Genomic DNA, 12,851 nt, shown 5'->3' on the forward strand with positions numbered 1-12,851 from the left:
TACAGAAAAGATAGAAGAGAAAGAAACCTAGGAGGGTGTGCAGGTGACAACTTATAAATATTCTGCAGTTGATAAAAACGGTAAAGCAGTCAGCGGTTCCATTGAGGCGGAAAATGAACAGAAAGCTGCGGAACAGCTGAAAAAAGAAGGAAAGATACCTACTGAGATCAAGGAGCAGTCGTTCCTTGACAAAGATCTGAATATGGGATCTTTGTTTAAGAAAAAAGTAAAGACGAGAGATATGAGTATCTTTTGTCGCCAGTTCGTGAGTATGCACAGAGCCGGTGTTACAATTCTGGAATCTATGCGAATGCTGACAGAACAGACAGAAAATGCGACCTTGAAAGATGGTCTGCAGGAAGTATACCTTGGTGTACAGAAAGGTGAATCGCTTGCAAACTCCATGGCGAAGAGACCTGACGTGTTCCCAAAACTGTTGATCCACATGGTAAGCGCCGGTGAAGCTTCCGGTAGTTTAGATATCGCATTTGAACGTATGGCAACACAGTTTGAAAAATCTGCCAAAATCCAGGGGCTGATCAAGAAAACAATGATCTACCCAATTATGGTATTGGTTGTAGCTGTAGCAGTTGTTATTGTCATGCTGACATTCGTTGTGCCGACTTTCATGGGTATGTTTGCCGATATGGAAATTGATATGCCGAAGATCACACTGGCGGTTGTGGCGGCTTCGGAGTTTATGCAGGCAAGATGGTATATTGTGGTAGCGGTAATAATTGCACTGGTATTTTTCTTCCGTTGGTTCAAACGGACGGAAACGGGTGAAACATTAATCGCCAAAGCTGCTATCAAAGCACCGATGATCGCGGATCTGACTGTGAAGCAGAACGCGGCAAAATTCGCAAGAAACTTATCGACCATGCTGGCAGCAGGTATTTCCATGCCGGATGCAGTGGAAATTGTTGCAGAAACAATGAGCAATAAATTTTATATGTCGGCTATGCGGGATGCAAAGACCGATGTTATGCAGGGTGTACCGCTTTCACAGCCGATTGAAAAATCAGGACTGTTTCCGCCGATGGTATATCATATGGTAAGAATCGGTGAGGAAACCGGTAATATTGAAAACATGCTGGATACATTAGCTGATTATTATGAAGAAGAAGTAGAAGTGGCAACACAGTCATTGATGGCGGCTTTGGAACCGCTGATGATCATTATGCTTGCCGGTGTCTGCGGTGTAATCATTGGCGCGGTTATGGCTCCTATGGCAGCTATGTATGAAGGACTTGATAATCTGTAATAAAAAGGAAGGATTATGAGGGTGAATAAGAAGGAAAAAGGGTTTTCCTTGGTGGAATTGATCATCGTGATTGCAATTATGGCAATCCTGATCGGTGTGCTTGCTCCGCAATATATCAAATATGTGGAGAAGTCGAGAGTGACTGCGGACAGAGATATTTTAGAAACAGTATACAGAGCCTGTTCTACAGCATCGGTAGAAGATGATATTACGGATCTGCCGAGAGCGGGAGATACTAATATCGCTGTAAATCCGGCAGGAGGAAATCATCCGAACTGGAGCAGGCGTGTGCTGGAACTTGTTGGCGTGTCGGATTTTTCGACAGGTGTGGAGAGCAGACTTCGCTCCAAGGTGGCAAGAGGACAGCACATCAAGATTGAAGTAAATGATGCAAATCAGTTTACTGTTTATGTGGGCGCAAAGACCAACGCAAACCAGAACAAAAATGGGATTGTGGTTGGCTTTGAGGCAGATAGTGAATGATTTTAAAAGCTTTATATATAGGGGATAGAGCTTTTGAAATAAATATTTTAACAAGTTTAAAGGAGAGGTTAAAAATGAAAAAGACAAATAACAAAGGTTTCTCACTCGTTGAGTTAATTATCGTTATTGCTATCATGGCAATCTTAATCGGTGTATTAGCACCTCAGTACATTAAGTACGTTGAAAAATCAAGAGTATCAGCAGATAAAGATCTTCTTGACAGTGTTTATCAGGCATGCACAATTGCAGCATCAGATCCTGATGTAACAACAAATGTGCCTGCAGCAAACTCAACAGTTACTAAAGGAAATATTGCAACGGGAACAAACACAGCTGACTGGTATAATGTTGTAGGTAATACACTTGGAACAAATATTGCAGGTGTGGAAGCTAAATTAAAATCCAAAGCTTCAAAAGGCAATGGCACATCAGCAAGTATTACAATTACTTGTGGCGCTAATGGTGATTTTACAGTAACAGCCGGTACAATCACAGTTCCTGAAGTATCAGGATCATCAAACTAATCATTAGTTAGAATGATTTGAACAAAATGCAATATGCATGAAGGAGACATTCCCCTATGACCACATTTTTTATAGCAGATAAAATAATACCGGGAATCATTATATTCCTTTACGGGATTGTGATAGGCAGCTTTTTAAACGTCTGTATCTATCGCATTCCCGCAGGGGAAAGCCTTTCGAAGAAGAGAAGCCACTGCATGAGTTGTGGGTATCAGCTTCGTTGGTTTGATCTGATTCCGCTTTTCAGTTATCTGTTTCTCGGTGGTAAATGTCGAAAATGCAAGGCACATATTTCGGTACAGTATCCGATTATCGAATCGCTGAATGGTGTGCTGTATGTGCTGATTTTTATCATTAACGGGTGGAGTATAGATTCAGTTATATACTGTTTATTGACTTCAGCGCTCATTGTATTGAGCGTGATAGACTTTAGAACTTATGAGATTCCGTTTGGAATCAATCTGTTTATACTGGCACTGGGGCTGATTCACTTGGGATTTCACTTAGGGGATTGGGTGACCTATGTGATTGGCCTCTTTGCTGTCAGTACTTTTCTTGAAATTATTTTCAGAGTTTCGGGTGGCAGAGCAATCGGTTATGGCGACGTCAGACTGATGCGGGCTGCAGGTTTGTTGATTGGCTGGAAGTTATCGATTCTGGCTTTGATCCTTGGATGTATCCTGGGATCTGTCATACATATTATTCGTATGAAGGTGTCCGGCGAGGGACACGTACTGGCAATGGGGCCTTATCTGGCAATGGGTATCTTTATATCCGTGCTGTGGGGCGAACCGTTTATCAATTGGTATTTTAGTTTGCTTGTGACACATTAGTCGGCGCAGCGGACTTTATATAAAAAAGAAAAAAGAGGGTAAAACCTATCGCTTTTAGGGAGGTAAATCATGGCAAAAGCACAAAGAGTACTTAGTATCGAAATCGGATATTCCCTGACACAGGTCTGTGAAATGGATTTCCGGTCAAAACATCCACAGGTATATGGTGTTTTCAGTATGAAGACTCCGGATGGCATTCTGAATGATGGCGCGATCAGCCCGACAGAATCTTATATCCAGGAACTGAAATCCTATATCGCAGCAAACGGAATGAACGCAAAGAAAGTTATCTTCGCAGTTTCTTCCACAAAGATCGCGAGTAGAGAGGCAACCATTCCTATGGTAAAAGAGAATAAGGTTGCAGAAATGCTCATGAGTAACATCACAGATTACTTCCCGGTAGATCCGAGCAGTTATCAGTTTGCTCACAATATTATGGATACGATTACTGACGAAGCAGGCACAAAGCAGTACAGAGTCATGATCATGGCCTGCCCGTCCGAAATTCTGGAAGGTTACAGCTATCTGGCCCAGCAGCTTGGCTTGGAGCTTTCTTCTATTGACTATAGTGGTAACAGTATTTTCCAGGCACTGCGCCACAGATTCGCAACAGGCGTTAACTTAACAGTTAAGATCGATGAAAGAAGTTCCCTCTTAACCGTGACAAATAACGGTGTCATTACCATGCAGCGTTCCGGTATCTATGGTGCGGATCAGGTTGTAGACATTATGATGGATACAGATGTATACGGAGAGCCGCTTTCTTACGAAGCAGCAGTTAAGACACTTCGTAGAAACAATCTGGTTATGAAAGCAGAGGAAGAAGCAACACTGGCAGATAAAGAGGCAGAGGTTGCTGAACTTGAAAGACAGAACGAAGCAGCAATCGCAGCAGCTGCTGCAACAGGTGACAGTTCACAGGTTGCCAGTACAACAGTAGCTGCAAAGCAGGCAGGTGCTAATCTGAAAATGCTGCGTCTGCGCAGAGATGTCACTTATGCATATGAACAGCTGATTAGTTCGATCGTCCGCGTAATCGATTACTATAACAGTAAAAACAGAGATGCGGCAATCGACAATATCATTATCACAGGTATTGCAGCCGACTTCTGGGGCTTCGCAGGACTCCTTTCCGACGAATTGGGAAGAGAAGTTGAAGTACTGAAGGATCTGGCGGGCACAAACATCAATCAGGGCTTACATCTGCAGGATGTATCTCTTGGTGATTACATTTCCGTTATCGGTGCAGGTCTTGGATCAGTCGGATTTATGCCTGCTTCCATGGCTTCCGAAAAAGGCGGTAAGGGAAAGGGTGCAAAGAAGAGCTCTGCATCTAACGAAAAACTGCCGGTGATCGTATTCGTGGCAGGACTTGCAGTTGCAGTTGTGCTGATTGCATTATCTGTTCCGAAATACTTTACAACAAAGATCGAGGGCGAAAACCTGACAGAAAAGAAAACACAGCTGGAGCCGGTACAGGGTATTTATGATACTTATGTGCAGACGAAGGCGGATTGTGATTATCTGAATGAAGTTTATGCCCAGACAGATAATTACAACAGAGATTTATATGAACTGATCGGACAGCTGGAGCAAAAGCTTCCTAAGGATGTAGAAGTTACAACAATGAATGTAACAACAACAGGCGTCAGCCTTGCGTTCTCTGTCGGAACAAAGGAAGAAGCTGCAGCAGCTATTATTAATCTCCGTTCTTTTGAGAACTTCTCAGATGTTTTAGTAACAGCAGTAACAGAAGTAACAAATGATGAGACCGGTACAAGCCGGGTACAGCTTACAGCAGATTGTACATATGGAACAAATCCGGCATTACTTGTTGACGAGTCAACAGAGTCTACAGAAGAAAACGCAGAAACTGCTGAAGCAGAAACTGTTGCTGAATAGGAGGAACCGAGATGAAATTAAAAAAATCAGATATTAATATTTTATTGATTGCACTTGGCATTGCAATCGCAGCAATTTCTTATTTCTTTGTGTTCACAAAATTAAATGAGAAGACAGATGCAATGAAGGCAAATAATGCATCATTGCAGCAGGAAGTAGACAGATTACAGGAACTTGCAAATAATAAGCAGCAGTATTTAGATGATACTGCAACCATGCAGGAAGAAATTGAAAATATCAAGGCACAGTTTGCGGCAGCATACAAGCCGGAAGATGAAGTGCTGTATGTAAGAGATCTGGAAAAGAATTTTGATGCCAGCGCAAAAACGATTAATATGCCCGGAACTACACCAATGGAAGTAGCACAGGCAACAGTAGAAGAACAGCCGGCAACAGATGAAAACGGTGAACCTATAGAGGCTGCAACAGCTACTGCAGATACAACAGGTGCAGCACCTGAAATTTTATTGTATCAGACACCGGTTACGGTTAACTTCGTGGCATCTTATAATTCCATAAAGGAAATTGTAAAGCGGTTAAATGAAGATGAAATGAGAAAATCTGTACAGTCTGTTTCATTGGCATTTGATTCTGAAACAGGTGATCTGACAGGTACATTAATCTTCAACATGTATTCATTAACAGGTACGGATGCAGTATATACTACACCTGAAATTCCTGGTGTTGTATTGGGTAGTGGAAATATCTTTAACAGTGCTGATAAGAAAGTGGCAATTGAAGCAGAAAAAGCAGCACAGGCTAAGGCAGCAGAAGATGCTGCGGCTGAATCGGCTGAAGATAAGAGAAACTAATAATTAAGACGAAAAGCCAGTAAAAGAGGTTCTTTCATGAAGAAAACGAGAAAAACCGAAGGTTTTACACTGGTGGAGCTGATCATAGCAGTTGCAATACTGGGTATTGTGATCTCTCCACTGGTTGCGAACTTTATACAGTCTGCAAAAATTAATAAGAAAGCTAAAATAAGCTTGAACGCAACAAACATGGCGCAGGATATTCTGGAAGGCGCAAGCTCTTATTCCGCGGATGAGTTCATTAAGATGTTTGAAAGTGAAGCAACGCTTGTAAATAAGATCATCCCGTCAGGTCTGACCTATGAGTTCCATGGCGATATGGATGCTGCGGGAAGTGAAGTATATAAGGCAGATGTATCCAGCTTTAATGTATCAGACGGAGCAGTAGGAAGCAGATTATATACAACGAGTGTGAAGGGCGGAATCGCACAGGATGTAAAGCGGGTAGATGGTTCCGGTAACCGGATTACAGATTATTATTTCTTTGCGGACGGTGTAAAACAGGGCAATAATAATTATAATTTGAAATTTCATTTATCTACGGCAAATTCACAGAATAATAAGACTGTTGCCAATATTGCAACGATTAATAATACATATGATGTGACAAGAAATGTTTCAAGTGATGAAGCAACAGTAAAAGCAAATGAATTTGTGAATAGAGCCAGTGGCACCAAGACGGCGGATGATTATCTGCAGATTATGTCACGTACGATTACGATCAGTATATATGATAAGAGTAATGATCTTCCGAAAAGTACGGCGACAACGAAAGCTGAAGGGAATAAATATGTGATAGATCTCACGAAAGAATATTCAGTACCGGAAGGAAATGGAGTGCCTGCCGGCATGACAGCGATTAGCGAAACGGAAAAAGGAATTTCCACTTTGGATGAGTCTCTGTTACCGAGAAGCATTTATTTGTACTTTTGTGGTATGCCTTATACCACAAAAGATGATATCAAAGATAACATTGTAATTGATAACAGAACGGGGAAGGAAATTACAATTTATCTGATCCGGACACTGGATAAAGAAAAAGAAAAGCAAGATCCTAGTCAGGAAGAAACATATAATGATGAGTACGGAGCTTCTGTGAGCGTAGTGTCAAAGATACCGGATGCATCATTGCCGAGGGTTTATACAGATGATACAGTGTCTCCGAATAAACCGGTTACGCATATTGTATCGAATCTGAGATATGATCTGAGTTCTGATGCAAGTAAAAATATCAGGATTTTAAAAGAAGGCAGTAATAGTGAGGTTGTAGACAGCAAGTATCAACCGACGGATCCGACTGAATATAAACAGGACAGATGTAAGTATACATATAATGGAACCGCAATTACGGAAGCATTATATGAATCGAATTTTAGCCCTGCATATCAGCAGGAAAAGAAAAGCTTTATTTATGATGTAACGCTGGATGTTATGGACGTCGCAACAGGCAATAAGGTGGCTACGTTTACGAGTAGTTTATCTGACTAAGGCTGGTGTTCATACAGGTGGAAAGGATGTACATAAAATGATCGGGAATTTGAGGAATAGAATGAAAACAAAAAAGAATAACCGCGGTGCAGCAATGATTATGGTTATTGTCAGTATTGCTTTCATCGGTATGTTGGTTGCGATGATCGTTTATATGGCGTATTGTAACTATTTGATGAAGGGAACTGACCGTGTGGCAAAGGATAACTTCTATTCCGCCGAAACAGCACTCGATATTATCAATGCAGGTCTGCAGCAGGAAGTTTCGGACAGCATGGCAGAGGCTTATGTGTATACCATGAAATACGCAGATGGCGATTCCGCTGAGGATATGTCCAAACATTTTCAGGAGAAATATTTCAAGCAGCTTGAAACTAAACTGTGCGAAAAGAATTATACAGATCCGAATAATCCAACAGTGAAAAATACTGATAAGTGGGATGAGAAACAGCTTAAAGATATCCTGACAAAGGGTGGAATGAGCCCGAATGATTCTATTGGCGTTCCGGGGACTGTATATGTGGGTATTGTAGCCGGACTGGAAAATGCACTTTATCATCCGGATGGATCTACCTACACAGAAATGCAGAATCTGAGAATTGTATATACCAATGATAAGGGGTATGTATCTATTATCGAAACGGACATTCGAATCAAAGCGCCGGATTTGGACTATGCAGTTTCTACATCGCGGTTACAGATTGAAAATTATTCGCTGATTGCAAATAATAGATTGATTAACTCAAATGAATATGAAGGAGCACCGGCTGATTTTAGTGCAGGAGCGAATACAACAGTCACAGGTAATGTGTTTGGTGGTAATGACGGCATTTATGTGGCAAATCATAAGTCTCTTTCGTTTATAGAACCGCCTGTAGCATCAACTCCGGCAGATCCGACTACTGAAGAAGATAAAACTAAAACACAGTATTATCTGATTGCCAACACTTTGAATGTAAGCAATGCAAAGGACTCGGTTGGACTTGTAACAGATGATACGCATTTAAACTATGTATCTAATATCAATGTGACAACGGGAAATCTTTCTCTGGATGGTGCGACTTATGTAAAGGATGATCTGACAACGGATGGAAACGGGAATAATATTAAGCTTTCCGGTATTTACAGAGGTTATGGCGATTCATTAAATAATTCCGGTGCCAGCAGTTCCATCCTTGTAAATGGCGCCAATACGAAGCTGGACTTCTCAAAACTGAACGAGCTGTTTCTGGTAGGTCATGCATATGTGGGTACAAAGCATTATGATGCAGATGCAGACCGTTATAAAGCAGTATATGGAGCGGGAGCAGATGGCGATTATATTGAAAATATTCAGGATTATCAGACCAGACTGGATCAGACAACATCTGTTTCATCCAATAATGTGGAAAAGAATGCAAAGGATGTTATGCTTGGTGAATCTGTTTCCGTAAAGGCAGATCAGCTGATTTATATGGTACCTGCAGAATGTGTGGGATTTGATACAGATACAGGTGAACAGGTGCTTGCCAAAAATCCAATGAGCTATGAAGAGTATCAGAAGCTTACGACAACCTACAAAACCGATCCGAATGATAGTACAAAATATACGACGGAACTGAAATATAAGGTTGTGGATCTTTCGAGATTATGGACGAAGCTGGGTGCTTCTTTCACTTCCGATTATAAAGCAGTATTTCGTCGTGTGAATGGGTCCGTACTTGTATATTTATATCTGGATTTTGGGACAAATGAGCTGCAGGCAAATGAATTCTTTAAAGCATATTATGAGTACGATAAAGACGGACTGAGCAGATACATTAAATCTTATGTATCCAATGTGATCTGGAATCCGGCACTGGCAAGTAATAATAACCAGAATCTGACACTTGCAGGTAATGCATTTTATTTTACAAATAACGGTAAAAATTTAGTGCTGCAGGAAGATACGTTAAACAGCAGTGATGATAAACTGGAAGCGGCATTGAAAAATGTAGATACATATGCGGATACCTATACTTCTCTTATGCATACGTTGCAGGAAAATGCATCAAATAACACATCGATGCAGCAAAGTAACTCGGCATTTGAAAATATTGTAGATGTTGCTGCCGTATCAGGAAAGATAAAGACGGCTGACTTTAAGAAGGATCCTACAAGTCTGACGGAGGACGCGGTTGCACATGTAGATACGGGCGATTATACATATGACGGATCAAATACAAGCTTGAAGGTAATCATCTCTTTGAAGAATGTCTACTTAGAAAAAGACTTTGATGGTCTTGTAATAGCAGGTGGCGATATTGTGATCGGTTCTCAATGTAATTCTGTTACATACAATGCGGATGAGGTTAAGAAGGCACTGCGAGCAAAATCCGCATCAGGTTACTATGCTTATGAAGCTTTGGGTGACAGTGGTAAGCTTACATATGCTGAAACAGCGGAAGTTGCAGGTAATGAGTATGTCGATCTTGGTTCACTGATTGTTTACCAGAACTGGAAGAAAGAATAGGCGGTGTGTGATGAAGAAAAATAATGAAGGATTCTCGATTGTAGAGTTAGTAGTTGTAATTGCATTATTGTCTATCTTTTTAGGAATATTTGTATCAAATATTGGCGTGATCACAGGATATACGGCAAAGGAATGTTATAAAAAGATATCTTCTGCAATTACGGCTAATAAAATTGAAACACTTGGAAAGGCAACAACGACGGGTGATGTTTATCTGGAGATTTATGTTAATTCTACAGATAAACTTCTGTACGCCAGAACTGTAACGAAAGGGAATACTGCTAATCCGGAGTATAAAAATGTCGAGAAACTTGCCAAGAAGAATAATGTTAAGATTTCCTATGTAGTTAAGCCGAATCCAACATCATCGGTTACAAATCCGGTATCGGAAGGACATCCGCTTAAAATCTGCTTTAACAGGGCAACAGGGGCAATCGAGAGCCCGGCAAATTTATCGATGATCGTTGTAAAAGCAGGAACCTACACTTATAAAATTGATATTGTGGCGGCAACGGGTAAAGTCAAAGGGAAATAGTACAGGACAGAAATAAATGGGTTGTAAGATGGGAGGAACTATGAACGTAAAAAAGAAAAAAACCGGAAATAACAGAGGTTTTAGTATGGTCGAGCTTTTGATTGCTTTTGGAATTATGGGAGTGATCGTTACAACAGTCGGCTATATGATGACGACTTCATCAAAAACTTATAGCTCATTAAGTACGGAAGCACAGCTTCAGTCTGAAGCGCAGCTTGTGGCAAATGCAATTTCGGAACTGGCAATTGATTCTTTTGACGCCGGTAATGTTGCATTGGTAAAAAAGTATACAGTACAGTATGATTCTTCAATAACAGATAAGAGTTATTTTTATCTTTTGTCTAAAACAAGAGCGGAAAAAACGAGATACAAGATCTATTTAAATGCAACGAGCAAGGAATTATATCTCGATACAGAAACATATGATGCATCTACAGAGTCTTATACGGTCAAAAACAGTGGAGCTTTGCTGGGGCAGTATCTGGAAGATTTTCAAGTGGATTTAGACAGAGTAAAGGATGAGAATATCCTTTCTTTTGCATTGACCTATAAAAAAAATGGCAGAAGCTACAAAGGTGATTATCAGGTGCTGATGCGTAACAGAGCTTATGCAGATCCTGATTCTAAAAATGATGATACGGCTGAGGCACAGCTCAAGGCACTTACATTGACACCAAAGCTCGTATATATTGATGTAATAAAAGGCGTTACAACACAGTATTATGAGGATTCAATCCATTCTGGTGCCCATACAATCACAAACGGGGCAGGAAGTATTAAATTTACGGCAAAGCCTACATATAAGGGAACACCGGCAAGTGAAGACAGTGACTGGAGCCTGATTAATTATGACAGCACGATTTTCAGTATGAGTACTGCCAAGGGCAAAGAAAGCAATCTGACATGGTCGGATGTCGGATTGGATAAATTCATTAATACACCGAATACAGAATTCAGTGTTGTTGCAGCACAAGGTAATATCAAGAAGGAAGCTAGAATCAGACTGCGGATTGTAAGGAAGATTACATGGGCAGGATCAACCGGCATTTCCGGATGGAAGAGTGAGTACGCAAATGAGATATATAAAGGGAAACAGGTTCCGGATACCAATAATTATGCAAATGCAGGTACTTCGGTTACTTTGATTCCAACAATCGATCAGTCGAATGTCAGCACGGATTTGACATGGAAGCTTTATCATCGTAACCCGCAGGCAACCAATGCGGAATGGCAGTTATGTTCGAATGATGCGCTTGCGAAGCTGTCTTCTGCAAAAACCAGTGGCGGACGCCAGTCAAATACCGTTGTAGTCGGCAAAAATGCACAGAATTTAAGTGATGAATTTAAGGTTGAGGTTATTTCTGATTTCGATGATTCTGTAAAGGCTGCGTATATCTTTGGCATTTTGCCTACCAAGAAACAGTCAAGCAACGGTGATAACAGCCGTGGTTTTAAATTAAACTTTAATGATTGGGCATCAGATGTGACCAGAGGTGGATATACGGATGATCATACGGCACCGGACAATGATGGACAGAGAAAGGTAAAAAAGGTTACCAGAATTACAGGAATCAAAGCAGTGGGTCCTAACAATATTAATGATCCGGCAGAGGGATTGAAGCGCTTTTATCATCCGGTAGCAAATCCTGATGACGGTCAGGGATATATTTATGTGGATATGAATTCATTTGGCTTTAAGATTGATCAGATGGAGCAGTTCTATTTGCATGATAATATGTACTTGGAAGTATCTTTTTATTATGACTTTGATGTTCTGAATCCAAATACACACCAGCCAACAGGTGAAACAAAGAATGTCCAGGGAACTATGCGTTATCATATTCATCCGGTTGAGATGCAGCCATTAGTGCCAACTACAATTTGTCTGCAGAAGGGGCAGTCAACAGAGATTGATACACAGATGAAGTATTATAATGTGACAAAACGTAGTGAGTGGGGAATTTATGTAAATAGTTACACGAAATCCGATTCAAAATGGAGCAGATCCAGCAACTTAAATCGAGCCGGTATGGAGGGTACAAATCAGTATCTGAGCTTTGCGGATAAATCTGCTTATGGAAACGCAGACAATTATGTGGATCAGATTTCTTGCCAAATGGAAGCAAAGAGTACAACCAAACAGTATCCGACAGATGCATTATACGTAAGGATAACTTCCGAAGATTATTATAGTTTTAGAAAAAATAATAATACTGGTAATAACGGACAGGACGATGGAAAGGCTTATCGTGACTATAAGGTTTATATTGCAAATGTAGAGGGGCAGGGAGTTTATTTGCCAGGACCAAATTCAACATATGGAAATTTCCCAAGCAATATAACGGCAACCAGTGCGGGAACTGGAGTGACAATCAAGGGTATTGATACAACAGGTAAGGAAGTATCTGCTGTAGTATATAAATCCGGTAATAAATATAAATGTGTATACGGACCAAATACATATACCTATAACAGTACTTATGAATACTGGAAAAAATAGAAATAGCCGGGTAAAACAG

10 protein-coding genes are annotated in these 12,851 nt (G+C 40.7%); all 10 read left to right on the forward strand.

Annotation, left to right across the window (positions count from 1 at the left end):
- Nucleotides 1-43 precede the first annotated feature (43 nt).
- The 10 genes from KQI22_RS09035 to KQI22_RS09080 all read left to right on the forward strand — a co-directional run bounded on the left by KQI22_RS09035 (nucleotide 44) and on the right by KQI22_RS09080 (nucleotide 12,832).
- Nucleotides 44-1,264, forward strand: a complete 1,221-nt coding sequence (locus tag KQI22_RS09035) for a type II secretion system F family protein (RefSeq protein WP_216551751.1) — start codon at nucleotides 44-46, stop codon at nucleotides 1,262-1,264.
- Nucleotides 1,265-1,279: 15 nt separating this feature from the next.
- Nucleotides 1,280-1,747 (forward strand): type IV pilin protein, encoded by a 468-nt coding sequence (locus KQI22_RS13845; RefSeq protein ID WP_253293579.1) that lies wholly within the window; start codon nucleotides 1,280-1,282, stop codon nucleotides 1,745-1,747.
- Nucleotides 1,744-2,271, forward strand: a complete 528-nt coding sequence (locus tag KQI22_RS09045) for a prepilin-type N-terminal cleavage/methylation domain-containing protein (RefSeq protein WP_253293580.1) — start codon at nucleotides 1,744-1,746, stop codon at nucleotides 2,269-2,271. The genes KQI22_RS13845 and KQI22_RS09045 overlap by 4 nt, the downstream gene beginning before the upstream one ends.
- Nucleotides 2,272-2,327: 56 nt before the next feature.
- Nucleotides 2,328-3,104, forward strand: a complete 777-nt coding sequence (locus KQI22_RS09050; protein ID WP_253293581.1) for a prepilin peptidase — start codon at nucleotides 2,328-2,330, stop codon at nucleotides 3,102-3,104.
- A gap of 69 nt (nucleotides 3,105-3,173) precedes the next feature.
- Nucleotides 3,174-5,006 (forward strand): hypothetical protein, encoded by a 1,833-nt coding sequence (locus KQI22_RS09055; protein WP_216551752.1) that lies wholly within the window; start codon nucleotides 3,174-3,176, stop codon nucleotides 5,004-5,006.
- Between the two features lie 11 nt (nucleotides 5,007-5,017).
- Entirely contained in the window at nucleotides 5,018-5,818 is an 801-nt protein-coding gene (locus KQI22_RS09060) for a hypothetical protein (protein WP_216551753.1), read from the forward strand.
- Nucleotides 5,819-5,854: 36 nt separating this feature from the next.
- A complete protein-coding gene (locus KQI22_RS09065; protein ID WP_216551754.1) occupies nucleotides 5,855-7,306 on the forward strand; it encodes a type IV pilus modification PilV family protein in 1,452 nt (483 codons plus the stop codon).
- Between the two features lie 61 nt (nucleotides 7,307-7,367).
- The gene (locus KQI22_RS09070) at nucleotides 7,368-9,797 is read left to right on the forward strand and encodes a hypothetical protein (protein ID WP_216551755.1); all 2,430 of its coding nucleotides are present in this window, start codon (nucleotides 7,368-7,370) and stop codon (nucleotides 9,795-9,797) included.
- Between the two features lie 10 nt (nucleotides 9,798-9,807).
- A complete protein-coding gene (locus tag KQI22_RS09075) occupies nucleotides 9,808-10,332 on the forward strand; it encodes a pilus assembly FimT family protein (protein ID WP_216551756.1) in 525 nt (174 codons plus the stop codon).
- 40 nt (nucleotides 10,333-10,372) lie between these two features.
- The gene (locus KQI22_RS09080) at nucleotides 10,373-12,832 is read left to right on the forward strand and encodes a type IV pilus modification PilV family protein (RefSeq protein ID WP_216551757.1); all 2,460 of its coding nucleotides are present in this window, start codon (nucleotides 10,373-10,375) and stop codon (nucleotides 12,830-12,832) included.
- The last annotated feature ends 19 nt before the right edge of the window (nucleotides 12,833-12,851 follow it).

Origin of the sequence: Kineothrix sp. MSJ-39 (assembly GCF_018917935.1) — a bacterium.
Classification (GTDB): Bacteria; Bacillota; Clostridia; order Lachnospirales; family Lachnospiraceae; genus CAG-194.